The 23,595-nt window shown below is 72.0% G+C and carries 24 protein-coding genes and 1 pseudogene; 14 read left to right on the top strand and 11 right to left on the bottom strand.

From position 1 onward, the window contains the following. Nucleotides 1-89: 89 nt before the first annotated feature. The gene (locus ACIBQ6_RS39950; protein WP_397218358.1) at nucleotides 90-587 is read right to left on the bottom strand and encodes an SgcJ/EcaC family oxidoreductase; all 498 of its coding nucleotides are present in this window, start codon (nucleotides 585-587) and stop codon (nucleotides 90-92) included. Nucleotides 588-653: 66 nt separating this feature from the next. Between ACIBQ6_RS39950 and ACIBQ6_RS39945 the strand changes: the two genes are divergently transcribed. Both ACIBQ6_RS39945 and ACIBQ6_RS39940 read left to right on the top strand, forming a co-directional pair. Next, nucleotides 654-1,112, top strand: coding sequence for a MarR family winged helix-turn-helix transcriptional regulator (locus tag ACIBQ6_RS39945; RefSeq protein WP_397170516.1), 459 nt, complete (start codon nucleotides 654-656; stop codon nucleotides 1,110-1,112). A gap of 102 nt (nucleotides 1,113-1,214) precedes the next feature. Then, nucleotides 1,215-1,730, top strand: coding sequence for a pyridoxamine 5'-phosphate oxidase family protein (locus tag ACIBQ6_RS39940; protein WP_397218357.1), 516 nt, complete (start codon nucleotides 1,215-1,217; stop codon nucleotides 1,728-1,730). 46 nt (nucleotides 1,731-1,776) lie between these two features. Here the strand turns inward: ACIBQ6_RS39940 and lysA are convergent, their stop codons facing one another. Continuing rightward, nucleotides 1,777-3,012 (bottom strand): diaminopimelate decarboxylase, encoded by a 1,236-nt coding sequence (lysA, locus tag ACIBQ6_RS39935; protein ID WP_397218356.1) that lies wholly within the window; start codon nucleotides 3,010-3,012, stop codon nucleotides 1,777-1,779. A 122-nt stretch (nucleotides 3,013-3,134) separates the two neighbouring features. Between lysA and ACIBQ6_RS39930 the strand changes: the two genes are divergently transcribed. The 5 genes from ACIBQ6_RS39930 to ACIBQ6_RS39910 are packed head-to-tail and all read left to right on the top strand — an operon-like array spanning nucleotide 3,135 to nucleotide 7,949. Further along, nucleotides 3,135-4,004 (top strand): ABC transporter substrate-binding protein, encoded by an 870-nt coding sequence (locus ACIBQ6_RS39930; RefSeq protein WP_358282336.1) that lies wholly within the window; start codon nucleotides 3,135-3,137, stop codon nucleotides 4,002-4,004. After that, the gene (locus ACIBQ6_RS39925) at nucleotides 4,001-4,831 is read left to right on the top strand and encodes an amino acid ABC transporter permease (RefSeq protein WP_358282334.1); all 831 of its coding nucleotides are present in this window, start codon (nucleotides 4,001-4,003) and stop codon (nucleotides 4,829-4,831) included. The genes ACIBQ6_RS39930 and ACIBQ6_RS39925 overlap by 4 nt, the downstream gene beginning before the upstream one ends. A gap of 1 nt (nucleotide 4,832) precedes the next feature. Then, a complete protein-coding gene (locus ACIBQ6_RS39920; protein WP_397218355.1) occupies nucleotides 4,833-5,585 on the top strand; it encodes an amino acid ABC transporter ATP-binding protein in 753 nt (250 codons plus the stop codon). A 31-nt stretch (nucleotides 5,586-5,616) separates the two neighbouring features. Continuing rightward, nucleotides 5,617-7,200 carry an amidohydrolase family protein gene (locus ACIBQ6_RS39915; protein ID WP_397218354.1) on the top strand — a complete coding sequence of 528 codons (1,584 nt, stop codon included), beginning with the start codon at nucleotides 5,617-5,619 and terminating at the stop codon, nucleotides 7,198-7,200. Then, nucleotides 7,197-7,949, top strand: coding sequence for a serine hydrolase (locus tag ACIBQ6_RS39910; RefSeq protein ID WP_397218353.1), 753 nt, complete (start codon nucleotides 7,197-7,199; stop codon nucleotides 7,947-7,949). The genes ACIBQ6_RS39915 and ACIBQ6_RS39910 overlap by 4 nt, the downstream gene beginning before the upstream one ends. On the opposite strand, the gene ACIBQ6_RS39905 is transcribed toward ACIBQ6_RS39910, so the two are convergent. Continuing rightward, the gene (locus tag ACIBQ6_RS39905; protein ID WP_357969738.1) at nucleotides 7,918-8,841 is read right to left on the bottom strand and encodes a LysR substrate-binding domain-containing protein; all 924 of its coding nucleotides are present in this window, start codon (nucleotides 8,839-8,841) and stop codon (nucleotides 7,918-7,920) included. The genes ACIBQ6_RS39910 and ACIBQ6_RS39905 overlap by 32 nt on opposite strands. Nucleotides 8,842-8,893: 52 nt before the next feature. On the opposite strand from ACIBQ6_RS39905, the gene ACIBQ6_RS39900 reads away from it, so the two are divergent. Beyond that, on the top strand, nucleotides 8,894-9,484 hold the full coding sequence (locus ACIBQ6_RS39900) for a GNAT family N-acetyltransferase (protein ID WP_397218352.1): 591 nt from the start codon (nucleotides 8,894-8,896) through the stop codon (nucleotides 9,482-9,484). Here the strand turns inward: ACIBQ6_RS39900 and ACIBQ6_RS39895 are convergent. From ACIBQ6_RS39895 to ACIBQ6_RS39880, 4 genes are all read right to left on the bottom strand, one after another. After that, nucleotides 9,471-9,776 (bottom strand): hypothetical protein, encoded by a 306-nt coding sequence (locus ACIBQ6_RS39895; protein WP_397218351.1) that lies wholly within the window; start codon nucleotides 9,774-9,776, stop codon nucleotides 9,471-9,473. The genes ACIBQ6_RS39900 and ACIBQ6_RS39895 overlap by 14 nt on opposite strands. 193 nt (nucleotides 9,777-9,969) lie before the next feature. Continuing rightward, nucleotides 9,970-11,187: an NADP-dependent isocitrate dehydrogenase gene (locus ACIBQ6_RS39890; protein WP_397218350.1), complete on the bottom strand. Its 1,218-nt coding sequence runs from the start codon at nucleotides 11,185-11,187 to the stop codon at nucleotides 9,970-9,972. Nucleotides 11,188-11,240: 53 nt separating this feature from the next. Next, complete coding sequence (locus ACIBQ6_RS39885) at nucleotides 11,241-11,540, bottom strand: DUF3017 domain-containing protein (RefSeq protein WP_358282322.1); 300 nt, start codon at nucleotides 11,538-11,540, stop codon at nucleotides 11,241-11,243. Then, complete coding sequence (locus ACIBQ6_RS39880; RefSeq protein WP_358282320.1) at nucleotides 11,537-12,658, bottom strand: citrate/2-methylcitrate synthase; 1,122 nt, start codon at nucleotides 12,656-12,658, stop codon at nucleotides 11,537-11,539. Before ACIBQ6_RS39880 ends, ACIBQ6_RS39885 begins: the two co-directional genes overlap by 4 nt. Before the next feature lie 181 nt (nucleotides 12,659-12,839). Here ACIBQ6_RS39880 and ACIBQ6_RS39875 point away from each other — a divergent pair, with 181 nt between their 5' ends. Then, nucleotides 12,840-13,490 carry an FHA domain-containing protein gene (locus tag ACIBQ6_RS39875; protein ID WP_352362084.1) on the top strand — a complete coding sequence of 217 codons (651 nt, stop codon included), beginning with the start codon at nucleotides 12,840-12,842 and terminating at the stop codon, nucleotides 13,488-13,490. A gap of 233 nt (nucleotides 13,491-13,723) precedes the next feature. Here ACIBQ6_RS39875 and ACIBQ6_RS39870 read toward each other — a convergent pair whose 3' ends face one another. Further along, nucleotides 13,724-15,136 (bottom strand): family 10 glycosylhydrolase, encoded by a 1,413-nt coding sequence (locus tag ACIBQ6_RS39870; RefSeq protein WP_358282318.1) that lies wholly within the window; start codon nucleotides 15,134-15,136, stop codon nucleotides 13,724-13,726. 205 nt (nucleotides 15,137-15,341) lie between these two features. On the opposite strand from ACIBQ6_RS39870, the gene ACIBQ6_RS39865 reads away from it, so the two are divergent. Further along, entirely contained in the window at nucleotides 15,342-16,772 is a 1,431-nt protein-coding gene (locus tag ACIBQ6_RS39865) for a glycoside hydrolase family 3 protein (protein WP_397218349.1), read from the top strand. Continuing rightward, nucleotides 16,757-17,629, top strand: coding sequence for a MurR/RpiR family transcriptional regulator (locus ACIBQ6_RS39860; RefSeq protein ID WP_352328557.1), 873 nt, complete (start codon nucleotides 16,757-16,759; stop codon nucleotides 17,627-17,629). Before ACIBQ6_RS39865 ends, ACIBQ6_RS39860 begins: the two co-directional genes overlap by 16 nt. Before the next feature lie 49 nt (nucleotides 17,630-17,678). On the opposite strand, the gene ACIBQ6_RS39855 is transcribed toward ACIBQ6_RS39860, so the two are convergent. Then, nucleotides 17,679-18,449 carry an IclR family transcriptional regulator C-terminal domain-containing protein gene (locus ACIBQ6_RS39855; protein WP_397218348.1) on the bottom strand — a complete coding sequence of 257 codons (771 nt, stop codon included), beginning with the start codon at nucleotides 18,447-18,449 and terminating at the stop codon, nucleotides 17,679-17,681. A gap of 109 nt (nucleotides 18,450-18,558) precedes the next feature. Between ACIBQ6_RS39855 and ACIBQ6_RS39850 the strand changes: the two are divergent. Together ACIBQ6_RS39850 and ACIBQ6_RS39845 are read left to right on the top strand one after the other, a co-directional pair. Next, nucleotides 18,559-18,783: pseudogene (locus ACIBQ6_RS39850) on the top strand (ABC transporter ATP-binding protein); the annotation flags it as partial. After that, nucleotides 18,780-20,363 carry a thiamine pyrophosphate-dependent enzyme gene (locus tag ACIBQ6_RS39845; RefSeq protein WP_397218347.1) on the top strand — a complete coding sequence of 528 codons (1,584 nt, stop codon included), beginning with the start codon at nucleotides 18,780-18,782 and terminating at the stop codon, nucleotides 20,361-20,363. The pseudogene ACIBQ6_RS39850 and the gene ACIBQ6_RS39845, both read left to right, overlap by 4 nt. Nucleotides 20,364-20,369: 6 nt before the next feature. Here ACIBQ6_RS39845 and ACIBQ6_RS39840 read toward each other — a convergent pair whose 3' ends face one another. Together ACIBQ6_RS39840 and ACIBQ6_RS39835 are read right to left on the bottom strand one after the other, a co-directional pair. After that, complete coding sequence (locus ACIBQ6_RS39840) at nucleotides 20,370-21,521, bottom strand: C45 family peptidase (RefSeq protein ID WP_358282307.1); 1,152 nt, start codon at nucleotides 21,519-21,521, stop codon at nucleotides 20,370-20,372. 76 nt (nucleotides 21,522-21,597) lie between these two features. Continuing rightward, nucleotides 21,598-22,443, bottom strand: a complete 846-nt coding sequence (locus ACIBQ6_RS39835; protein WP_358282305.1) for a bifunctional methylenetetrahydrofolate dehydrogenase/methenyltetrahydrofolate cyclohydrolase — start codon at nucleotides 22,441-22,443, stop codon at nucleotides 21,598-21,600. A 247-nt stretch (nucleotides 22,444-22,690) separates the two neighbouring features. Here ACIBQ6_RS39835 and ACIBQ6_RS39830 point away from each other — a divergent pair, with 247 nt between their 5' ends. Further along, nucleotides 22,691-23,593, top strand: coding sequence for an ROK family protein (locus ACIBQ6_RS39830; protein WP_358282303.1), 903 nt, complete (start codon nucleotides 22,691-22,693; stop codon nucleotides 23,591-23,593). Nucleotides 23,594-23,595: the final 2 nt, after the last annotated feature.

The following is a 23,595-nucleotide window of genomic DNA, read 5'->3' as shown; positions in this document are numbered from 1 at the left end:
TACGACTGTTACAGGTTGGGCCTTACCCAGATGATCAACTGCGCCACGCCGCGACCTCGTCAAGGAAGGGTCAGGGATTGCGAAAACCGTCATCTCCTGCCGAGGCCGAGCCGGCGGGCGACCCGGGCCATCAGCTGCGACATCCGGGACGGGAACGCGTCCGGCTCCGGGACGGTGACCGGCCGGACCCGGCCGTTGTGGATCGCGCCGATGCGCCAGCCCTGGCCCGTCCGCACCACGACGACGGTCTGCCGGGACAGCCGCCGCCTGGGCAGCGTGGACCGCCAGGGCATCAGGACGGAGGCCGTGCCGTGCACGACCGCCACGTCGGGGGTGAGGAAGCGCACCGACTCCAGGTCGCCGACGAGCGCCGAGCCGGCCAGGACGCCGCGGAAGAGCTTGTCGTGGTTGAGCTCGTGCGCGCGGCGGCCGCGGGCGATCGTGCCGTCGTAGGAGACGTAGTCGGAGTCGTCGGTGAACAGGGCGCCGAACGCGCGGGCGTCCCCGGCGGTCCAGGCGGCCATGAAGTCGGCGAACAGGCGCTGGATCTCGGCGGTGTCGGACGCGGCGAGGGTGGTCGAGCGCATGGCGGTGCCTCCGGAAGTGATATCGTCATTTCGACTGACGAAAAGTACGATAGCAGAAAGGTTCGAATGTCGAAACGTGCCGTGATCGGAGAGATCGCCATGGAGCTCCGGCAGCTGCAGCAGAGCTTCGACGCCTTCGACGAGGCCGCCGCGGCCCGGCTCCGCCTCAACCGCACCGACCTGCGCTGCCTCGACGTCGTCCTGGCCGAGGGTCCGGTCGCCGCGGGCGCGCTCAGCCTCGCGCTGAAGCTCAGCCCGGCGGCCGTCACCACCGTCATCGACCGGCTGGAACGCGCGGGCATGGTGGCCCGCGCGCCCGATCCGGGCAACCGCCGCCGCGTCCTGGTCGCCGCCACCGACGCCGCCCGCGCCGCCGAGGCCGAGATCTTCGTCCCGGTCGGCCAGGCCGGCGCGCGGGCGCTGGAGGGGTACGGGCCGGACGAGCTGGCGGTGATCCTCGGCTTCCTGCGCACCGCCCGCAGGGTCCAGGAGGAACAGGCGGCCCGCGTCAGAGATTCGTCCTGAGTTCCGGAAAACACGACACAGGGTGTCGGGTTTCCGGTCGAGCATGGTCCCACCGGCCGGTGCCGACCGCGGGCCGGTACGTACGTACAGACAAGGACCTCAATGCGCGAAACCCCGCAGGAGCTCGAAGAGCTCCAGGCGCTCCTGGACGCCTCGCTCTCCCGCTCCACCTCGCACCTGCGCTCGATCGTCACCGAGCGCACCCTGACCGCCGAGCAGCTCACCGGGATCCTGACCGGCATGCGCGTCCTCGCCGTGTCCACCGTGACGGCGAAGGGCGAGCCGCGGATCAGCGGCGCCGACGGCCACTTCCTGCACGGCAAATGGCACTTCGGCACGGCCCGCGGCGCCGCCAAGGCGCGCCACCTCGCCGCCCGCCCGGCGGCCAGCGTCGCCCACATGCGCGGGGAGGACCTGGGCGTGTTCACCCACGGCAGGGTGGAGATCCTCAACCCGCGGGACGGCGAGCCGGCCGCCGACTGGCCGGCCATCCTGGACTACTTCAAGGACTTCTACGGCGCGGACGCCTTCGACTGGGAGAACGACGTGGTCTACTACCGGCTGCACCCGAGCTGGATGACCGCCTACGCCCCCGACCTGGCCAAGCTCACGCCCTGACCGGCCGGTGCGGCCCAGCCGCCGCGTCACAGGTAGAGCGGCCGCGTCACAGGTAGAGCCGCAGCAGGTCCTCCTCGCTCTCGCGGCGGACGATGACCCGCGCCTGCCCGTCGCGCACCGCGACGACCGGCGGCCTGGGCACGTGGTTGTAGTTGCCGGCCATCGAGCGCTGGTACGCGCCCGACACCGGGACGGCGAGCAGGTCGCCGGGCCGCACGTCGCCGGGCAGCGCGATGTCCCTGACCAGCACGTCCCCGCTCTCGCAGTGCTTGCCGACCACGGTGAACGCGCTCGTGGGGGCGTCGGAGGCGCGGTTGGCCAGGGCGGCGGTGTAGGCGGCGCCGTACATGCCGGGGCGGGGGTTGTCGCTCATGCCGCCGTTCACGCTCACGTACCGGCCCTTGATCGTGCCGATCTCGTACAGGGCGACCGTGGACGGCCCGGCGATCGACCTGCCGGGCTCGACGGCCAGGTGCAGGCCCGCGGTCTCCTTCCTGAGCACGGCGAGCAGCTCTGCGGGCGTGGGCGGGGTGGGGTCGTCCGGCGTGTAGGCGATGCCGAGGCCGCCGCCCAGGTCGAGCCTGGTGACGCCGGTCTCGGCGGCGAAGGCGGCCATCCTGGCGGCGGCGGTGCCGAAGCCGTCCAGCTCGAAGATCTGCGAGCCGATGTGGGAGTGCAGGCCGTACAGCTCCAGCGCGGGCTCGGCGCTCACCTGCGCCACCGCGAGCGCGGCGGCGCCGGCGCTCAGCGAGAAGCCGAACTTGGAGTCCTCGCCGCCGGTGGCGATGAAGGCGTGGGTGTGCGGGTCCACGCCCGGCGTCACCCTGATCATCACCCGCTGCCGGACGCCCAGGGAGGCGGCGATCTCGGCGAGCCTTTCGATCTCGGCGAAGGAGTCGACGACCACGCAGCCGATGCCCCAGGCCACGGCCCTGCGCAGCTCGTCGGCCGACTTGTTGTTGCCGTGGAAGACGACCCGCTCCGGCGGCATCCCGCCGGCCATGGCCACGGCGAGCTCGCCGCCCGTGCAGACGTCCAGGGACAGGCCCAGCCGGTCCAGCCAGCGCACCACCTCGGGGCAGAGGAACGCCTTGCCGCCGTAGTGCACGTCGCCGTCGGGCAGCGCGTCCAGCCAGGCGCGGGCGCGGGCGGTGAAGTCGGCCTCGTCCAGCACGTACGCGGGCGTGCCGTGCTCCCGGGCCAGTTCGACCGCGCCGATCCCGCCGAGCCGCAGCTCCCCGTCGTGCCATGTGGTGGTCTGGGGCCAGATGTCCAAACTCATGAGGGGCGAGCGTAAACAACCGCGAGGGCATGAAGGGTCGAGCATCGATGGATTCGTTGCTGAGGGTCGCATGCCTTCACGAGGCTTGGTGCCGCCTGACGGCCTGGCCACGATGACATGCCATGCGAACACACCTGGTCATCGCCCTGGTGGCGGCCTGCGCGCTCGGCGCGGGATGCGGGAGGTCCACCTCGGGTACGGCGGCGGCCCCCACGCCGCCCTCCTCGACCGGCAAGAGCGCCAAGGACCTCGTCCCGGATTCCGTACGGAAGTCCGGCGAGCTCCGCATGGCGACCTCGGAAGGCTATCCCCCGATGGAGATGTACAAGCCGGGCACCCAGGAGATGACCGGCGTCGACGCCGACCTGGCCGTGGCGGTCGGCGAGCGGCTCGGGCTGAAGACCCGGATCATCAACGCCTCCTTCGACGGTCTCATCCCCGGCCTGCAGGGCGGCCGGTGGGACATCGCCATGGCCGCGCTCAGCGACCTCGAACAGCGCCGCAAGGCCGTCGACTTCGTCGACTACTTCAACGCCGGCGGCTCGATCATGGTCAAGAAGGGCAACCCCGAGGGCATCAAGACCCTTGAGGACCTGTGCGGCAAGAAGGTCGTCCTGGCCAAGGGCAGCTCCAACCTGGAGATCGGCAAGCGCCAGAACGAGAAGTGCGCCCAGAAGATGGAGATCATGCAGAGCGAGGACGCCCCCACCGGCCTGCTCACCATCGACTCCGGCCGTACCGTCGCCACGATCGTCGACTCCCCCGTGGCCGCCATGTACGCCAAGGAGACCGGCAAGTACGAGGTCCTGGCCGAGCAGTACGACGCCGGCCCCTGGGGCATCGCGATCGACAAGAAGCAGACCGGCCTGCGCGACGCCGTCGCCAAGGCGCTGCAGGAGCTGATCGACAGCGGCGAGTACGGCAAGATCCTGGAGAAGTACGGCACGACGGCCAACGCCGTGCCCAAGGTCACGATCAACACCGGCGCATGATGGAACTCCCGATCGAGGCGGTGAAGCCGCCCAGGCCCGGGCGGCTCGTCGCGGCGGTGGTCGCGGCGCTGGTGATGGCGTGGCTGGCCTACACCGTCATCGTCAACCCCAACCTCCACTGGGACGTCATCGCCGAGTTCCTGCTGGACGGCCGCGTGCTCGGCGGCCTGTGGATCACGATCGCGCTCACCGCGCTGTCCATGGTCATCGGCGTCGCCCTCGGCGTGGTCGCCGCCGTCATGCAGTTGTCGGACAGCCCGGTGCTGCGCGGCGCGGCCGGCCTCTACACCTGGTTCTTCCGGGGCACGCCGCTGCTGGTGCAGCTCATCTTCTGGTTCAACATCGGCCTGGTCTTCCCCGAGATCGGGCTCGGCGTGCCGTTCGGCGGCCCGATGTTCCTCCAGTGGCCGGCCAACGAGCTGATCACGCCGTTCACGGCGGCGCTGCTCGGGCTGACCATCAACGAGGGCGCGTACATGGCCGAGATCGTCCGCGCGGGCATCCGTTCGGTGGATCCCGGGCAGCGGGAGGCGGCCGAGTCGCTGGGCATGACGCACCGGCAGATCCTGCGCAGGGTCGTGCTGCCGCAGGCGATGCGGGTGATCATCCCGCCGACCGGCAACCAGTTCATCTCCATGCTGAAGACCACCTCGATGGTCTCGGTCATCTCCGGCGCGGAGCTGCTGACCGTCTCCCAGCGCATCTACCTGGACAACTTCGAGGTGATCGCGCTGCTGGTGGTCGCCTCCACCTGGTACCTGCTGCTCACCACCGTGGCCACCTTCGGCCAGCGTTCCCTGGAGAGGCGGTTCAGCCGTGGCCACTAGCATGGTGAAGATCGAATCGGTCAGGAAGCGCTTCGGCCAGCTGGAGGTGCTGAAGGGCGTCAGCCTCGACGTGCCGGCCGGCGCGGTGGTCTGCGTGGTGGGCCCGTCCGGGTCCGGCAAGTCGACGCTGTTGCGCTGCGTCAACCGGCTGGAGACGATCGACGCGGGCCGGGTGTGGGTCGACGGCGAGCTCATGGGCTTCAGCGAGCAGGGCGGCAAGCTGCACCTGCTGCGGCCCGGCGAGCTGTGCCGCCAGCGCCAGGAGATCGGCATGGTCTTCCAGCGCTTCCACCTGTTCCCGCACATGACCGCGCTGGAGAACGTCATGGAGGGCCCGTGCACGGTCAAGCGCCTGCCGAAGGCGAAGGCGGCCGAGCGCGCGAAGACGCTGCTCGACCGGGTGGGGCTGGCCGACCGGGCCGGCCACTACCCCAGGCAGCTGTCGGGCGGCCAGCAGCAGCGGGTCGCGATCGCGCGCAGCCTGGCCATGGACCCCAAGCTCATGCTGTTCGACGAGCCGACCAGCGCGCTCGACCCCGAGCTGGTGCAGGAGGTGCTGCAGGTCATGCGCGACCTGGCGGCCAGCGGGATGACGATGATCGTGGTGACCCACGAGATGGGCTTCGCCAGAGAGGCGGGCGACCACCTGGTGTTCATCGACGACGGCGTGATCGTGGAGGAGGGGCCGCCGCGCGAGGTGCTGTCCGCGCCGCGTCACGAGCGCACCCGCGCCTTCCTCGGGCAGGTGCTGTGAACGGCTCGCTTCTCAGGGAGGGTTCGGCCGCGTGAGCCTCGACATGCTGATCAGCGGTGGCCTCGTGGCCGACGGGACGGGCGCGCCGCTGCGCCGGGCCGACGTCGGCGTCCGCGGTGACCGCCTCGTCCTGCTGCCCGGGGGCGGCCCGTCCGACGGCGGCGGGGGGCGGGTGATCGACGCCGCCGGGCTGGTGGTCGCGCCCGGGTTCATCGACGTGCACACCCACTCCGACGCGGTCACCCTGCTCGGGGAGGCGGGCCGGGAGCTGGCCGCCGCGCCCGTGCTCATGGGCGTCACGGTGGAGATCTGCGGCAACTGCGGGTCGAGCCTGTTCCCGGCGCTGCCCGAGCGGGTGCCGGCGCTGCGCCGGTCGAGCAGGGCCGGCTTCGGCGGCGACATCCCGATTTTTGAGGACTACGACGGGTTCGTCGCGGCGCACGAGCGGGCCCCCCGGTCGAACCACCTGACCTCCCTCGTCGGCCACGGCACCCTGCGGGCCGGCGTGCTCGGCTACGAGGACCGCCCGGCCACCCCCGCCGAGCTCGCCACCATGTGCGCGCTGCTCGACGAGGCGCTGGCCGCCGGCGCCGCCGGGCTGTCCACCGGCCTCATCTACACCCCCGGCACGTACGGCGACACCGCCGAGGTGGTCGCGCTGGCCCGCGTCGCGGCCCGGCACGGCAAGCCGTACGTCACCCACCTGCGGGACGAGATGTCGCGCGTGGAGGAGGCGCTGGAGGAGGCCGTCGAGATCGCCCGCAGCAGCGGGGCTGCGCTGCACGTCAGCCACCACAAGACGGCCGGCAAGCACGCCTGGGGCAAGACCCTGCGCACGCTCCCCCGCATCGCCGCGCTGCGCGCCCAGGGCATGGACCTGACCTGCGACGTCTACCCCTACACCGAGGGCAGCACGTCGCTGTCGGCGATGTTCCCCCCGTGGGCCAACGACGGCGGCACCGAGGCGCTGCTCGACCGGCTGCGCGACCCCGGCCAGCGCGACCGGATGCGCGCGGCCATCGAGGACGGCGTGCCGGGCTGGGAGAACACCGTCGGCAACGGCGGCTGGGACCGCATCTCGGTCGCCTGCGCCACCCGTCATCCCGAGGCCGAGGGCCGCACGATCGCCGAGCTGGGCGGTGACCCGGTGGACGCGGCGGCAGAGCTGCTGCTCGCCGAGGACGGCGAGGTGACCATCATCAGCCACTCCATGCGCGAGGACGACGTCCAGCGGGTCCTGGCGAGCGAGTACGTCATGATCGGCTCGGACGGCGTGCCCAAGCCGGGCCATCCGCACCCCCGGCTGGCCGGCACCTTCCCCAGGGTGCTCGGCCGCTACTCCCGCGACCAGGGGCTGTTCCCGGTGGAGACCGCCGTCCACAAGATGACCGGCATGGCGGCCGACCGGTTCGGGCTGGCGGACCGGGGCGTCGTGCGCGACGGAGCGCACGCCGACCTGGTGCTCTTCGACCCCGCGACGGTGGCCGACGGCGCGACCTACGCCGACCCGCTGCTGCCTCCCGCCGGCATCAGGGCCGTCGTGGTGGCCGGACGGCTCGCCGTGCAGGACAACAGGCTCACCGAGGACAGATCAGGAAGGATCATCGGGCGGTGAACGACATCACGCTCGCCGTCGCGACGAGGGATCTGGTGACGGGCGAGTTCCACGGCGTCAACGAGGACGCCGAGCTGCCGCTGGCCAGCGTCGGCAAGCTGCTGCTGCTGGCCGAGGTGGCAATGAGCGTCGAGGGCGGCATCCTGGCCCCCGACACGCCCGTGACTCTGCACGACGACGACTACTGCGGCGGCTCCGGGCTGCTCACGTCGCTGTCCGCGCGCGTCTGGACGATCGGCGACCTCGCCCTGCTGACCGCCGCCGTCAGCGACAACACCGCCACGAACGCGCTGCTGCGCACGATCGGCCTGGACCGGGTCAACGCCGCCGCCGCGGCCCTCGGGCTGTCGCGGACCAGGCTGCTCGACCGCATCAGGGAACCGCGCACCCCGCAGGACCCGCCGACGTTCGCGATCGGCACCGCGGCCGAGCTGTCCGGCCTGGCCGCGCAGCTCGCCGGTCCGGGCGGCTGGCAGGCGCTCATGCGCGGCTGGATGCGCCAGAACACCGACCACGGGCTCGTCCCCGCCCTGGTCAGGCACGATCCCGAGGGCGACTGGCTGGCCAACAAGACCGGCACCGACGAGGGCGTCCGATCCGACGTCGGCATCATGGACGGCCGCATCGCCTACGCCGTCCTGGCCCACGGCCCCGCGGGCAGCGAGCACGACCTGACCTCCGCCGTACGGCGGGCCGGCCTGGACGTCGCCGCCCGCCTCAGCGCAACGACGGCTCCAGCGAGTTCCTGAGCTGGGCCGAGGCCGTACGCAGATAGGCCAGGAACGACCGGGCGGCCGGGTTGGGATTGGTCGGCCGCCTGGCCACGCCGATCCTGCGGAACAGGTTCGGCGTGGTCAGCCGGCAGGTGTGCAGCCCGGTCGCGCCCTGCAGGCCGAGGCTCGGCACCAGCGCGACGCCGAGCCCGGCCCGCACCAGGCCGATCGTCACCTCGTAGTGGTCGCTGCGGCAGCGGATCCGCGGCGAGAAGCCCTCCAGCGTGCTGGCCCGTTCCAGGATCGACACCGGGTGCTCGGCGCCGAACGTGGTGATCCACGGCTCCTCGGCCAGGTCCGCCAGCCGCACCTTGGGACGCTGGGCGGCGGCGTGGCCGGTCGGCAGGACCAGCAGCTGCGGCTCGTCGAACAGGTGGACGACCTCCACCCCTTCCGGGCACTGCCACGGATCGAGCGCGTGCTCGAAGACCACCAGCACGTCGAGCGCGCCGCGCTCCAGATCGGGCAGCAGCTCGTACGGCTGGCCCTCCACCAGGTCGAGCGCCACCTTGGGATACCGGGAGGCGAACCGCGACAACGCCAGCGGCAGCAGCCGGTACCCGGCGGAGGCGAAGAAGCCGATGCGCAGCTCGCCGGCGTCCACCCTGGCCTGGGCGAGCAGGTCCTTCTCGGCCGCCTCGATGATGTCGACGACCTCCTGGGCCCGGATGGCCAGGCGGCGTCCCGCCTCGGTCAGCCGCAGGCTCTGGGCGTTGCGCTCGACCAGCCCGACCCCCGCCTCCTGCTCCAGCCGGGACAGCTGATGGGACACCGCGGACGGCGACAACTTCAGCACCCTGGCCGCACCGGCGATACTGCCCGTCCTGAACACCTCAAGCAGGACACGCAGCCGGTTACTACTCAACACGGGACCAAGAGTACGAGCTCCCCGACCTCGTCCCGCGCATAAGATGTGACCGGTGATCGACTCCACCCACCTGCCGCCGGTCGAGCTGCGGACCGAGCGCCTGCTGCTGCGGCCCTGGCGCCCCTCCGACCGCGAGCCCTTCGCGGAGCTCAACGCCGATCCCGAGGTCATGGAACACTTCCCCGCCACGCTCAGCCGCGAGCAGAGCGACGCGCTCGCCGACGCCGGCGACGACCTGATCATCCGGCAGGGCTGGGGACGCTGGGCGCTGGAACGGCTGGACACCGGCGAGTTCATCGGCTTCACCGGCCTGCACCGGCCAACGTTCGAGGCCCCCTTCATGCCCGCGACGGAGATCGCCTGGCGGCTCGACCGCAGGTCGTGGGGGCACGGCTACGCGAGCGAGGCGGCCACCGCCGCGCTCGGCTTCGCCTTCGACCGGCTCGGCCTGGCGGAGGTGGTCTCCTTCACGGCCACGGTCAACACCCGCTCCAGCGCCGTCATGCGGCGCCTCGGGATGGTCCACGACCCCGAGGGGGACTTCGACCATCCCGTCCTGCCGCCCGGCCACCGGCTGCGCCGCCACGTCCTGTACCGCCTCACCGCGAGCGACTGGCGCCTCCAGCGGGTCAGCGCTTGTTGACGCGGATGGAGATGATCGTGCCGGGCGGGATGGTGGCCGAGGAGACCTGGCCGGGAGAGACCCACGGGCCGACGTTGTAGACGTACCCGACGGCGGGGTTGACGTGCAGGACGGTGATCGCGATCTGGTGCTGGCCCGTGCCGCCGGTGCAGCGGCTCTCGGCCGTGGAGCCGTTCACGCTGGAGGTGCAGCCGTCGGGGACGGCGTGGGCGGCCGGGGCGAAGCCCGCGAGCAGCGCGGTGGTGAGCAGGGTCGCGGCGGGCAGGCCGGTGGCCCACTTCCTGGACAGCACGAGGACGCCTCCTGATGCGTGAGAGGGACGGAAGCTTCTCTTAGGAAACTTTCCTAAACGGACCATAATCGCCCCTGCTCGCCCGTCAACCCCCCGGACCGACGCCCGCCGACAGAGACGGCCCGCAGACGGCCCCGGACATGCGAAACGGCCCCTACCGTGCGACGAAGCCGCAGGTAGAGGCCGCTTTTTCTCAAGCAGACATCTTCTTCTTGAGGTTCTCGTCCAAGGCGGCCAGGAAGTCCTGGGTGGTGAGCCACTTGGCGTCGCCGCCGACCAGCATGGCGAGGTCCTTGGTCATCTGACCGCTCTCGACGGTCTCGATGCAGACCTGCTCCAGCTTGTTGGCGAAGTCGGTCACGGCGGGGGTGTTGTCCAGCTTGCCGCGGTGGGCCAGGCCACGCGTCCACGCGAAGATCGAGGCGATCGGGTTCGTGGAGGTGGGGTTGCCCTTCTGGTGCTCGCGGTAGTGGCGGGTCACGGTGCCGTGGGCGGCCTCGGCCTCGACGGTCTGGCCGTCGGGGGTCATGAGGACGGAGGTCATCAGGCCGAGCGAGCCGAAGCCCTGGGCGACGGTGTCGGACTGCACGTCGCCGTCGTAGTTCTTGGCGGCCCAGACGTAGCCGCCCTCCCACTTGAGCGCCGCGGCGACCATGTCGTCGATGAGGCGGTGCTCGTAGGTGAGCCCGGCCTTCTCGAAGTCGGCCTTGAACTCGGTCTCGAAGACCTCGGCGAAGATGTCCTTGAAGCGGCCGTCGTACGCCTTGAGGATGGTGTTCTTCGTCGACAGGTAGACCGGGTAGTTGCGGGCCAGGCCGTAGCGCATGGAGGCGCGGGCGAAGTCGCGGATCGACTCGTCGAGGTTGTACATCGCCATGGCGACGCCGCCGCCCGGGAAGTCGTACACGTCGAGCTCGATCGGCTCGGAGCCGTCCTTCGGCGTGTACGTGAGGGTCAGGGTGCCCTCGCCGGGGATGACCAGGTCGGTGGCGCGGTACTGGTCGCCGAAGGCGTGACGGCCGACGACGATCGGCTTGGTCCAGCCGGGCACGAGCCGCGGCACGTTCGACATGATGATCGGCTCACGGAAGATCACGCCGCCGAGGATGTTGCGGATGGTCCCGTTGGGGGACTTCCACATCTTCTTGAGCCCGAACTCCTCGACCCGCGCCTCGTCGGGGGTGATGGTGGCGCACTTCACACCGACGCCGTACTTCTTGATGGCGTTGGCGGCGTCGATGGTGACCTGGTCGTCCGTCGAGTCCCGGTACTCGATCCCCAGGTCGTAGTACTTCAGGTCGACGTCGAGGTAGGGAAGGATCAGCTGGTCCTTGATGAACTGCCAGATGATCCTGGTCATCTCGTCGCCGTCGAGCTCGACGACCGGACCCTCCACCTTGATCTTGGGCATGCGAATGGTTCCCCTTCAATGAATGGATGCGTTGAGGCTATCGGACCGTCCCGTCAACCGGCCAAAAGGGACAGGAGCCAGGCCTTGAACCCGTTGTTGTACAGCGCGAGCGAGGTCAGGGCCATGAGGAAGCCGAACGCGATCAGCGTGATGACGTCCGTCTTCTTGTCGCGGACGGCCAGTTGCCCGTCGAACCCGGCGAACCGGAGCGCGGCGGCGACCATCAGCACACCGCCCAGCGCGAACCCGCCCCAGCGCGGGTCCACCAACAGGATCACGAGCACGGCGGCGACCGCTCCCGCCACGATCAGCGGGAACGGTCCCCAGCGTTCACGTTCGTTCTCTCGGCTCAACGCTCTTCTATTGGCTTCCACTTCTGATCGCGCTCGCCAATGTATTCACTGTCGGGCCGGATCAGCCTGTTGTCGGCATGCTGCTCGATCACGTGCGCGGTCCAGCCGGACATGCGGCTGATCGAGAAGACGGGGGTGAACAGGTCCGTCGGAATGCCAAGGTAGTGGTAGACCGACGCCGCGTAGAAATCGACGTTCGGATAGAGGCCCTTCGTCTCGAAGACGACCTCCTCCATCTCCTTCGACATCCGGTAGTAGGTGTCGTCGCCGGCGGCCTCGGCCAGCTCGGCGGACATGCGGCGCAGGTGCGTCGCGCGCGGGTCCTCGGTCTTGTAGACGCGGTGGCCGAAGCCCATGATCTTCTCGCCCGCGGCGAGCTTGTCGCGCACGGCCTGGGCCACCCCGCCCGGCGGGATCGACTCCAAAGTCTTCATGACCTGCTCGTTCGCGCCGCCGTGCAGCGGGCCCTTGAGCGTGCCGATGGCCGCGACGATGGCCGAGTGCATGTCCGACAGGGTCGCGGCGCAGACGCGGGCGGCGAACGTCGAGGCGTTCATCGTGTGGTCGGCGTGCAGCACCAGGCACTCGTCGAAGATCTCGACCGCACGCCGCTCGGGGGCGCGTCCGGTGACCTGGAGCAGGAAGTTGCCGGCGATGCTGAGCTCGGGGTCGGCCTCGGGGACCGCGCCGCCGGTGCGCGCGGCGTGGTAGCGGGCGACCAGCACGGGCTGCTGCGCGGTCAGGCGGGCCGCCTTGCGCAGGTTCGCGTCGGGGGCGGTGGAGTCCTTGTCGGGGTCGTCGGCGCCGGAGAGTGAGACGAGGGAGCGGAGCGCCTCCATGGGTTTCTGCTTCTCGGCGATCTCCGCCACGTTGGCGGCGACCAGCGCACCGAGCTCCCTGCCCTGGGCCAGGTCGGCGCCGTAGGCCTCCAGCTGGGCCCGGTCGGGCAGCCTGCCGTGCTGCAGCAGGTACGCGGTCTCCTCGAACGTCGCTCGGCCGGCCAGATCGTGGATGTCGTATCCACGGTAGAACAGGCGACCGGCCTTGCCGTCGATGTCGCTCAGCGCTGTGGACGCGGCGACGACATCGGCCAGGCCTTTCGTGGGCTTGTCCGCCATGAGTGTTTCCTCCGCTTATCTTCCTCCGAAGTCTACCCGTGAGCAGGTAAAACCGTTCGCAGAGGTCCAGACCAATTTCACGGGGGATTCTCCTTTCGGCAAAGGAGATTCCGCATCCCCTCGGTTGGGTAAGCCGGAGCTGTAGTAATAGTTACGGCGGGCTACCTGGGGAGGAACTGCCGTGGAGGGGCCGTTCATACGCATCGAGGACACCGGCGACGTGGTCCCGTTGCGCCCCGAGATCACGACGGTCGGGAGAGGCCGGGGTGTGGACATCCGGCTCACCGACCCCAGTGTGTCTCGACTCCATGCCGAGTTCGTCAGACGAGGACCCTACCTGTACGTCGTTGATCTGGGCCTGTCCCGCAACGGCACACGGGTGAACGGCAGGCCGATCGCCCGGAGGGTCCTTGACGACGGAGACGTCGTCTCGTTCGGCGCGGCGCGGGGTCGCATCGGTGGAGTCCCCCGTGAGGACTTCACCCCCGAGGTCGAGCTGCGCAGGGCGGCGGCGCCCGAGCTGACCAGGCGCGAGGTCGATGTGCTGACCTCGCTCTGCAGGCCGGCGCTGTCCGACGAGGCGTTCGTCGCTCCGGCGACGGCGCGCGAGATCGCCGACGACCTGGTCGTGACCGAAGCCGCGGTCAAGCAACACCTGCTGCGGCTGTACCAGAAGTTCAGGATTCCTGAGGGCACCAACCGCCGCACGCGCCTCGCCAACGAGGTCGTCGCGCTCGGGCTGGTGCGCCCGACCCCTGTGGTGCCACCACAGCGGTCGGCGGGCGCCGCGGCTGAGCAGCAGCCGTCGGCGGCCGGTAGGAGGGCTTCCTAGAGGGAGCCAGATCGCGACCGGGGCTTCGGCGAGGGGTTCCGGCAGCGTCGGAACCATCGAGAGATCACTGCGCTCACCCCTGCTGGGCGCGGAACGGGCGACGGCGGGCGACCGCGGGCCGACAGGCCGGTGGCGCGCGCCGTGCTCGACGCCGGTCAGGGAACGTGCCGGCGACGCGCGCTGGTGAGCCATGCGCTCGTCGCCGGAGGTCAGCGTTCCTTCACCGGTGTCCTTCAGATCACCCGGAAACCGTGGCTGGGCCTGCTGGTCCTGTTGGCCCGGTCGACGGCGACCGCGTAGTAGTGGTCGCCGCGCTTGCCGTCGGGGTCCGTCCAGCGGATCTGGCGGTCGGCGGGCACGACCGCGACCAGGTTGCGCGCGTCGGCGAAGGCGTTCTGGCCGGCCTCGTCCGGGAAGCGGAAGATGGCGAACTGGAACGGCTCGTCCCGGCCGGTGGCGACCACGCGCACCTCGACGCCGCCGGTGCGGCGCAGCGCGTACGCCACCACCGGGCGGCGCGGCGGCTCGCCGTTCGCCAGGCGGGGCAGCACGGGCGCGAGCGCGGGCCGCTGGTAGTGGTCGTTGACGGCGGTCGTGATGGAGGCGAGCCGGTCCACCTTGACGTCGTTGGCGTTGTACCAGATGTCGCCGCCGACCTCGGGGTGGGCGCGGTTGAGCGTCAGGTGCCTGGACAGCTCGTCCGGCTTCTGCCATTCGGCGGCCTGGGCCGGGTCGCCCGCCTTGTACGCCGCCTGCCCGATCCACAGCAGCGTGTTCGTGCCCGCGGCCACGTCCGACCACCACGGGACGAGCTTGGAGTAGTCGGCCGGCGGCTGCCCGATGTACCAGTAGAGCTGCGGCGCGATGTAGTCCAGCCAGCCCTTCTTGACCCAGCCGCGGGTGTCGGCGTGCAGGTTGTCGTAGGACTGGCCGCCGTTGGTCTCGGAGCCGAGCGGGTCGGTGCCCTTGTTGCGCCAGATGCCCGACGGGCTGATGCCCCAGGCGATCTCCGGCTTGGCCTGCAGGACGCGCTGCTGCATCTCGCTGACCATGAGGTCGACGTTGTTGCGTCGCCAGGAGGCCAGGTCGGGGAAGCCGGCGCCGTACTTGGCGAAGGCGGCGCTGTCGTCGAAAGCAGTGGTGTTGGTCGGGTAGAAGTAGTCGTCGAAGTGCAGGCCGTCGATGTCGTAGCGGGTGATCGCGTCCATCATCGCGTCCTGGCAGAACTTGCGGACCTCGGGCATGCCCGGGTTGTAGTAGAGCTTGCCGCCGAACGGCAGGATCCAGTCGGGGTTCTTGCGGCCGGGGTGATCGGGGTGCAGCTTGCTCGGGTCGGGCTGCATCGACACGCGGTAGGGGTTGAACCAGGCGTGGAAGGCCAGGCCGCGCTTGTGGGTCTCCTCCACGGCGAACCCGAGCGGGTCGTAGCCGGGGTCCTGGCCCTGGGTGCCGGTCAGGTACTGCGACCAGGGCTCGAACGGCGACGGCCAGAACGCGTCGGCGGTCGGCCTGATCTGCACGAACACGGAGTTGAGCTTGCGCTGCACGGCCACGTCGAGCCAGGCGAGGTATTCGGCCTTCTGCTCGTCGGCGCTCAGCCCCGGCTTCGAGGGCCAGTTGATGTTGACGACGGAAGCGATCCACATGCCGCGCATCTGACGCAGCGGGGGGACGTAGTCTGCCTGGGCGAAGGCCGGCAGCGGCACGGCTGACGCGGCGGCGGCGAGAGCGAGACCCTTCAGGAGAGTCCTTCTGCTGGGCATGGGGGGTGGCCTCTCGACAATGGTTGTGTCGAGGGCGACGATGACAGAAAATTACCTTCAGATCAACAACTGTGAAGGAAAATGCCGCATGAGCGCAGAGCTGGTCCGACTTGCGATGACGGTGCTCCAGCCGGGGTTCGAAGGGACGTCGCCTCCCGACTGGCTGCGCCGCGCGCTGGGCGAGGGCCTGGGCGGCGTCATCCTGTTCGCCCGCAACTCCATCGGCGAGCAGCTCGTCCGTTCGGTGCGCGCCGAGAACCCCGGCGCGATCGTCGCGATCGACGAGGAGGGCGGCGCGGTCACCCGGCTCGAAGTGCTCGCCGGCAGCTCCTTCCCCGGCAACCGGGCGCTGGGCGTGGCCGACGACGTCGAGCTGACCGAGCGGGTCGGCCGGCAGATCGGCCGGATGCTCGCCGAACTCGACATCTCCCTCGACTACGCCCCCTCCGCCGACGTGAACGCCAACCCGGAGAACCCGGTCATCGGCGTGCGCTCGTTCGGGCCCGACCCCGAGCTGGTCGCCCGGCACACCGTCGCGTACGTGGCCGGGGTGCAGGGCGCGGGCGTGGCCGCCTGCGCCAAGCACTTCCCGGGGCACGGCGACACGACCACCGACTCCCACCTGGCGCTGCCCACCGTGCACGCCTCGCGGGCGGTGCTCGACGAACGCGACCTGCCGCCGTTCCGGGCCGCCATCGCGCACGGGGTGCGCTCGATCATGTCCGGCCACCTGCTCGTGCCCGCGCTCGACCCGTCGATGCCGGCCACGCTCAGCCACAGCGCCCTGACCGACCTGCTCAGGGGCGAGCTCGGCTTCGACGGCGTGGTGGTCACCGACGCGATCGAGATGCAGGCCGTGGCCGCCATGTTCGGCCCCGGCGAGATCGCGGTGCGCGCGCTGGCCGCCGGCGTCGACACCATCTGCGCCGGCCGGGCCGACGAGCGGAGCCTGCACGAGATGCGCGACGCCATCGTGGAGGCGGTGCGCACGGGCCGGCTGGCGGAGGAGCGGCTGGCCGAGGCGGCCGGCCGGGTGCTCGCCCTGTCCACCTGGTACGCCGAGCGGTCCGAGCTGCGCGAGAAGGCCCGCGCCGACATCGACGAGGGCGTCGGCCTGGAGGCCGCCAGGGCCGCGCTGACCACCACCGGCACCGCCGTGCTCGACCGGGGGCCGCTGGTCGTGGAGGTCAACACCCGGCTCAACCAGGCGGTCGATCCCGCCACGCCGACCGGCATCGCGGCGGCGCTGGCCGCCCGGCTGCCGAACACCGCCCGGGTGCGCCTCGACCGCGACGGCGAGCTGCCCGCCTTCGACGACCGTCCCGTGGTGCTCGTGGTGCACGACGCGGCCCGGCATCCGTGGGTGCGCGAGGCGCTGGCGCGGGCGCTGGCCGTCCGGCCCGACGCGATCGTGGTGGACACCGGCATCAGCGACGCGCCCGTCGGGGCCGCCCACCTCGCCACGCACGGCATCTCCCGCGTCTCCGCGCAGGCGGCGGCCGAATGGCTGACCCGTTGAACACCGAGCCCGCGAACCCGGTCGCCACCGTGCGGGCGGTGCTGCCGTCGCTGACCCCGGCGGCGCAGGCCATCGGGCGCATCATCCTGGACGACCCGGGGCTGGTCGTGCGGAGCACGATCACCGAGTTCAGCGCGGTGTCGGGCACCAGCGAGGCGACGATCGTGCGCACCGCGCGGGCGCTCGGCTTCGCCGGTTACTCGCAGATGCGCTTCGCGCTGGCCGCCGCCGTGGCCAAGCAGCCCGAACGTCTGGTGCCCGGCGACCTGGCCCCCGACGACCCGCTGACCGACGTGATCGCCAAGGTGGCGCGGGCGGAGTCCGACGCGCTGGCGGACACGGCGGCGCAGCTCGACCCCGACCAGCTCGGCGAGGTCGTCCAGGCCATCGCGGTGGCCCGGCGGGTGGACGTCTACGGCGTGGCGGCTTCCGGGCTGGTGGCCGCCGACATGTCGCAGAAGCTGCTGCGCATCGGCCTGTCCAGCCATCCGTTCAGCGACGCCCACCTGGCCCTGACCAGCGCGGCGCTGCTGCGGGACGGCGACGTCGCGGTGGCCATCAGCTGCAGCGGCGAGACGCCCGACGTGCTGGTCCCGGCCCGTACGGCGGCCGAGGCGGGGGCGCTGATCGTGGCCATCACCAACAACCCGCGCTCGTCGCTGGCCGACCTGGCCAGCCACACGCTGGTGTCGGCCGGCCGGGAGACCGCCTTCCGGCCCGGCGCGCTGGCCAGCCGGATCAGCCAGCTGCTGATCGTCGACTGCATCTTCGTCGGCCTGGCCCAGCGCACCTACGACCGGGCCGAGGCGGCGATCCGGGCCACCCGCGACGCGACCGACCGCTACCGCAACCGGTGACGGACGACCGGCGACCGGCGATCGGCGACCGGCGACCGGCAAGAGGGCGTCAGGCGCGGGTCACCGAGACCTTCGCCAGGTCGGCCTCGATGCGCGCCGCCGTGGCCAGGAGCTCCGGCAGCAGCCCCGTCCTGACCTGGTGCAGGCTGGTGCGGCCGGCGTGCGTGGAGACGTTCACGGCGGCGACCGTACGGCCGGCGTGGTCGCGTACGGGCGCGGCGACGGACCGCAGGCCCTCCTCCAGCTCCTGGTCCACCATCGCCCAGCCGCGCAGGCGCACCTGCTCCAGCTCGGCCCGCAGCGCGTCGGGCCGCACGACGGTCCTGGAGGTCAGCACACGTAACGCGGCCCGTCCCAGGTAGTCGTCCAGGTCGCCGGGCGGCAGGGCGGACAGCAGCACCCGGCCCATCGACGTGCAGTAGGCCGGGAAGCGGGTGCCGATGCGGATCGACACGCTCATGATCCGGGCGGTGGCGACGCGGGCGACGTACACGACGTCCTCGCCGTCGAGCACCGCGACCGAGGCGGACTCGTGCACCTCGGCGGCCAGGCGTTCCAGGTGGGGGCCGGCGACCTCGGGCAGCGACAGGCCGGACAGGTAGGCGTACCCGAGCTCCAGCACGCGCGGGGTGAGCGCGAACAGCCGGCCGTCGTTGCGCACGTAGCCGAGGTCGGCCAGGGTGATGAGGAAGCGCCTGGCGGCGGCGCGGCTGAGGCCGGTCGCCCGCGCCACCTGGCTGAGCGTCAGCTCGGGCGCCGCGGCGCTGAACGCGCGGATCACCGCCAGCCCTCTGGCCAGCGACTGCACATGATCGACCATGGTGATCCCTTGACGGAAGCCGACAAGGGCGTAGTTTCCGCCATATGGAGCTGTTCGGACAGAGAACACCTGTGCGCATAGCGAACACCTAGGAGCAGCCGTGCGTCGCATGCAGCAGCATGTGGCGATCGCGCGGGCCGTCGCGAGCCGCGGGATCCTGCTCATGGACGAGCCGTTCGCCGCCGTGGACGCGCAGACCAGGGCCGACCTGGAAAACCTGGCCATCGACCTGCCGCGCGACCGGGACCAGCTCACCACCCGGTCGCTGCCGCGTTCCGGCGAGCTGCGCGGGCAGGTCTACCGGCGGATCCAGCAGGCGAGAGGGGCACGATGAGCACAGTTCGGGCGGCGGCGTTCGAGGTGCTGCGGCGGTACGGCCTGACGACGATCTTCGGCAACCCCGGCTCGACCGAGGTGTCGCTGCTGACCGGCCTGCCGGACGACCTCCGCTTCGTGCTCGCGCTGCACGAGGGCTCGGTCGTCGGCATGGCCACCGGCTGGGCCATCGGGCACGCCGAGCCCGCGCTGGCCGTGCTGCACACCACGGCCGGGCTGGGCAACGCGGTGGGCGCCCTCGCCACGGCCCGGGTGAACCGGGCGCCCCTGGTCGTCCTGGTGGGGCAGCAGGACCGGCGGCACCTGGCGCTGGAGCCGTTCCTCGCCGGGCGGCTGGCCGGGCTGGCCGGCGACTACCCGGTGTGGACCGACCAGCCGGTGCGGGCGCAGGACGTGCCCGGCGCGCTGGCCAGGGCCTTTCACGAGGCGGTCACGCACCGGGGCCCCGCCCTGGTCGTGGTGCCGATGGACGACTGGGACGCGCCCTTCGCCGGCGAGACCCCGGCGGCCCCGGCCCGGGTGCTGCGGCCCGCCGCCGTGCCCGACGCCGGCCTGGCGCCGCTGGTCGAGCTGCTGGCCGGGGCGCGGTCACCGGCGATCGTGGCGGGGGCGGGAGCGGCTTGGGGGCCGCTGGTGCGGTTGGCCGAGCGGCTGGCGTGCCCGGTGTTCCAGGAGTCGTTCGGGGCGCTGGCGGGGTTCCCGCAGGACCATCCGCAGTACGCGGGGGTGCTGCCGGCCGACCGGGAGCGGCTGCGGGCCGTGCTCGCGCCGCACGACGTCGTGCTGGCCGTGGGGGCGCCGGTGTTCCGGCAGTACCCGTACGCGCCGGGGCCGCTGGTCGAGCCGGGGACGGCGGTCGCCGTGGTCACCGACGACCCGGCCGAGGCGCACCGGAGCCCGGCCGACCTCGCCGTCCTGGCCCCGCCGGAGGCCGTCTGCGAGCGGCTGGCGGCCCTGCTGCCGGCCCGTCCCGCCGCCGCGGCGGCCGTTCCACCGGCCCCGGCTCCCGAGGTGCCCGGCGGGGAGCCGTTGCGGCCCGCGTACGTGCTGCGCGAGCTGGCCCGGCGGCTGCCCCGCGACGTCGTGCTGCTGGAGGAGACGCCGTCGTCCCGTCCCGACCTGCACCGGCTGGTCCCGGCCAGGAATCCGCTGGGCTTCGTCTCGGCGGCCATGGGCGGGCTCGGGTTCGCCGTGCCGGCCGCGGTCGGCCTGCGCATGGCGCTGCCCGGACGCCCGGTGGTCGCGGTCGTGGGCGACGGCTCGGCGCTGTATGGCGTGCACGCCCTGTGGAGCGCCGCCCACTACCGGGTGGGCGCGCTGTTCGTCGTGCTCGCCAACGGCCGCTACGCGGTCATGGACCGGCTGGCCGACCGGCAGGGCGGCAAGGCCCCCTGGCCGCCGTTCGCGGAGGTGGACATGGCCGCGCTGGCCAGGTCGCTGGGCTGCCCCGCCCGGCGGGTGGACGGCCCCGCCGAGCTGGGGGCCGTGCTCGACGAGGTGATCCCGTCGCTGGCCGCCCGCGAGGAGCCCCTGCTGCTCGACGTCACCGTGGCCGTGGACCGGGACTTCCGGCCGTGAGCCGGCTCACCAGGCCGGAGGGCGGCGACCGTCGTCGGCTGCCGGGTCGAAGCAGAGTTCGGGGGTGGCGTCCGGCTTGAAGACCTCGTCCAGGGCCCACCGCTCGTACGGGCGGGCGCACGGCGGCGCGCCGGCGATCGCCAGCTCGCGGGCGTCGAGGTCCATGACGACGGAGTAGACCGTGTGGCACTCCTCGGCCGGGCCGGCGTCGGGGTCGAGGTGGCGGCAGACGCCGTCGGGGAAGGAGTAGTGGTCGCGCAGGGCGGCGACGACGTGTTCGAGGCCGACCGCGCGCTCGGCGGCGGTGTCCTCCAGCAGGTGGCGCACGCGTTCGGGGCGCAGCAGGGTCAGGCCGGACCTGGCCGCCTTCATGTCCTCCAGCGGCAGCTCGGCCTCGAAGTGGTTGGCGTGGGTGAGCAGGCCGTCGCGCGGCAGCAGCGCGCCGAACGCGCCCGGAGCCACCTCCAGGTCGATGGCCTCGCCTCCGGCGTCGGCGATGAGCAGGTTTCCCGAGGAGACGCGCGGCACGTCGAGCACCTTGCGGTGGGCCCGGCTCATGCGGTCGGCCTGCAGCACCCCCCGCAGCAGGAAGTGGTACGGGACCCCCGCCCCGGCCTGGTCGCGGTCGGACTGCAGGCGGTTGGCGCACACGCCGAGCCCCGCCGAGTTGAGCCCCGACTTGGCGAGCATGCCCGCCTCGGCCAGGGTGAGCACCGCGAACCCCTCGGTGTCGCGGGTGGCCAGCAGGAAGGTGACCGCGCCCTGCTCGGGATGCCAGTCCCAGTTCTGGGCGAGCAGGGTGTGGCCGTCGCGGGTGTACTTGGGCAGGACGGCCAGCGCGGTGCAGCCGTCGTCGTGGTAGCCGGTGCCGTCGAGCAGCTCGGTACGGGCGTTGAGCGCGGCGATGTGCTCGACCGGCTGCGCCGCGCCCGCCGCCAGGCCCTCCAGCATGGCGGCGATGCTCGGGTCGTACGCCCTGGCCACGTCGAGGAAGGTCTGGCCCCAGCGCAGCACGTCGGCCGAGGAGAGCCCGGACTTGTCGCGGAACCGCCGCAGGTAGGTCTCGACGCTCCGCGCGACCAGGTCGGCGGTACGGTGGCCGACCTCGGCCCCCATCTCCTCGTAGGTGCCCTCGACAGCGATGAGCGGGGTGTCCATGAATCGGCCTTCCGTGATGGGGGTAGGGCTGGCTCTTCTTCCCATTCCCCCCATCAGGGCTTCATCCCCCGATCACTCAGGAACGCTCGGCCGCCTCCACGACGTTGGACAGCAGCAGCGCGCGGGTCATCGGCCCGACCCCGCCCGGGTTGGGGGTGAGGAAACCGGCGACCTCCTCGACGTCGGGGGCCACGTCACCGGCGATCTTGCCGTGGACCCGCGACACGCCCACGTCGAGGACGGCCGCGCCGGGCTTGACCATGTCCCGCGTGATGAGCTCGGGCACGCCGGCCGCGGCCACGACGATGTCGGCGCGGCGCACGTGGGCGGCCAGGTCGTGGGTGCCGGTGTGGCAGAGGGTCACCGTGGCGTTCTCGCTGCGGCGGGTCAGCAGCAGGCCGAGCGAGCGGCCGACGGTGATGCCGCGGCCCACCACGACGACGTCGGCGCCCTTGATCGGCACGTCGTACTCCTGGAGCAGCAGCACGATGCCGTGGGGCGTGCAGGGCAGGGGCGCGTCGACCATGTGGACGAGGCGGCCGAGGTTGACCGGGTGGAGGCCGTCGGCGTCTTTGGCCGGGTCCATGCGCTCCAGCAGCGCCATCGTGTCGATCTGCTTGGGCAGCGGGAGCTGGACGATGTAGCCGGTGCAGGCCGGGGACGCGTTGAGCTCGTCGACGGCCGCCTCGACGTCCTTCTGGGTGGCGGTGGCCGGGAGGTCGACGCGGATGGAGGCGATGCCGACCTCGGCGCAGTCGCGGTGCTTGCCCGCGACGTAGATCTGGCTGCCCGGGTCGTCGCCCACCAGGACGGTGCCCAGGCCGGGCGTGATGCCGCGGTCCTTGAGCGCGGCCACCCGGGTCGCGAGGTCTGCCTTGATCCTGGCGGCTGTCGCCTTGCCGTCGAGTTTCACTGCGCTCATGCCGTCAATCCTTCCATGACTGGTCGGCTTCCCGGCACCGGCCGCGCGTCCGTCCACAGTTTTTCCACAGATGGGAGGCAGGCGGCGTCTGTCGTCCACAGGGAAACGATGACATCGTTGTCATCGATCAAGGAAAGGCATATCGTGTCGGGCGCCGGCACCCTGTCCCACGGAGGTTCCCCTTGCGCGCCCGCTTCCCCCTGCCACGCCTCGGCGGCCTCCGCCGGCCCGGCCGGCCCATACCCGGATGACCTGCGTACTCGCCGTCGACATCGGCGGCACCAAGCTCGCCGCCGCGCTGGTCGACGAGGCCGGCTCCCTGCTGCGCTCCGCCGCACGGCCCACGCCGCGCGCCGACGTCATGTCCGCGCTGGCGGCCCTCGTCGCGGAGGTGACCGGCGGGGGCCCGGCACCGCACGCCGTCGGCGTCGGCTGCGCGGGCCCGCTCGACCTCACCACGGGCACGGTGAGCCCGGTGAACATGCCGAGCTGGCGCGGCTTCCCGCTGCGCGACGAGCTGCGGCGGCTGACCGGCCTGCCCGTGGTGCTGGCCGGCGACGCCCAGTGCATGGCACTCGGCGAACACTGGCTGGGCGCCGGGCAGGGCAGCACGTCGCTGCTCGGCGTCGTCGTGTCCACCGGCATCGGCGGCGGCCTGGTGATCGGCGGCGCGCCGCTGCTCGGCCCGGCGGGCAACGCGGGGCACGTCGGTCACATGAGCGTCGATCCCGGCGGCGAGCGCTGCGAGTGCGGCGGCCGGGGCTGCGTCGAGCGCTACTCCAGCGGCCCCAACCTGGCCCGCTGGGCCCTGGAGAACGGCTGGGCGCCCACCGGCGACCGCGACGCCAGAGCGCTGGCCGCAGACGCGTCCGCTGGGCATCCGGTGGCGCTTTCGGCCTTCGAGCGCGGCGCCAGGGCGCTGGCCGGCCTGATCGCCTCCACGGCGGCCGCGGTCGAGCTCGACACCGTGGTCATCGGCGGCGGCGTGTCGGCGGCCGGCGCGGTGTTGTTCGGCCCGCTGGAGCGGGCGCTCGACGACGTGGCGGGGCTGGCGTTCGTCCGGGCGGTCCGGGTGCGGCCGACCACGCTGGGCGTGCGCGCGGGCCTGGCCGGGGCCGCCCGGCTGGCCTGGCGCCTGTCCGGCCAGTGAGC

It is taken from the genome of Nonomuraea sp. NPDC049655 (assembly GCF_044465465.1).
GTDB lineage: Bacteria > Actinomycetota > Actinomycetes > Streptosporangiales > Streptosporangiaceae > Nonomuraea.
Note: the sequence above shows the minus strand (reverse complement) of the source record. Positions and strands in the feature narration are given on the sequence as shown.

Excerpts from the sequence above, each read along its gene's own strand:
- ACIBQ6_RS39870 (WP_358282318.1), bottom strand. The coding sequence starts at position 15,136 with ATGTGGATCGCTTCCGTCGTCAACATCAACTGGCCCTCGAAGCCGGGG.
- ACIBQ6_RS39920 (WP_397218355.1), top strand. The coding sequence starts at position 4,833 with ATGGTGAAGATCGAATCGGTCAGGAAGCGCTTCGGCCAGCTGGAGGTG.
- ACIBQ6_RS39925 (WP_358282334.1), top strand. The coding sequence starts at position 4,001 with ATGATGGAACTCCCGATCGAGGCGGTGAAGCCGCCCAGGCCCGGGCGG.
- ACIBQ6_RS39880 (WP_358282320.1), bottom strand. The coding sequence starts at position 12,658 with ATGGCGGACAAGCCCACGAAAGGCCTGGCCGATGTCGTCGCCGCGTCC.
- ACIBQ6_RS39945 (WP_397170516.1), top strand. The coding sequence starts at position 654 with ATGTCGAAACGTGCCGTGATCGGAGAGATCGCCATGGAGCTCCGGCAG.
- ACIBQ6_RS39840 (WP_358282307.1), bottom strand. The coding sequence starts at position 21,521 with ATGGACACCCCGCTCATCGCTGTCGAGGGCACCTACGAGGAGATGGGG.
- ACIBQ6_RS39865 (WP_397218349.1), top strand. The coding sequence starts at position 15,342 with ATGAGCGCAGAGCTGGTCCGACTTGCGATGACGGTGCTCCAGCCGGGG.
- ACIBQ6_RS39860 (WP_352328557.1), top strand. The coding sequence starts at position 16,757 with ATGGCTGACCCGTTGAACACCGAGCCCGCGAACCCGGTCGCCACCGTG.
- ACIBQ6_RS39830 (WP_358282303.1), top strand. The coding sequence starts at position 22,691 with ATGACCTGCGTACTCGCCGTCGACATCGGCGGCACCAAGCTCGCCGCC.
- ACIBQ6_RS39855 (WP_397218348.1), bottom strand. The coding sequence starts at position 18,449 with ATGGTCGATCATGTGCAGTCGCTGGCCAGAGGGCTGGCGGTGATCCGC.
- ACIBQ6_RS39940 (WP_397218357.1), top strand. The coding sequence starts at position 1,215 with ATGCGCGAAACCCCGCAGGAGCTCGAAGAGCTCCAGGCGCTCCTGGAC.
- ACIBQ6_RS39950 (WP_397218358.1), bottom strand. The coding sequence starts at position 587 with ATGCGCTCGACCACCCTCGCCGCGTCCGACACCGCCGAGATCCAGCGC.
- ACIBQ6_RS39835 (WP_358282305.1), bottom strand. The coding sequence starts at position 22,443 with ATGAGCGCAGTGAAACTCGACGGCAAGGCGACAGCCGCCAGGATCAAG.
- ACIBQ6_RS39930 (WP_358282336.1), top strand. The coding sequence starts at position 3,135 with ATGCGAACACACCTGGTCATCGCCCTGGTGGCGGCCTGCGCGCTCGGC.
- ACIBQ6_RS39890 (WP_397218350.1), bottom strand. The coding sequence starts at position 11,187 with ATGCCCAAGATCAAGGTGGAGGGTCCGGTCGTCGAGCTCGACGGCGAC.
- lysA (WP_397218356.1), bottom strand. The coding sequence starts at position 3,012 with ATGAGTTTGGACATCTGGCCCCAGACCACCACATGGCACGACGGGGAG.
- ACIBQ6_RS39845 (WP_397218347.1), top strand. The coding sequence starts at position 18,780 with ATGAGCACAGTTCGGGCGGCGGCGTTCGAGGTGCTGCGGCGGTACGGC.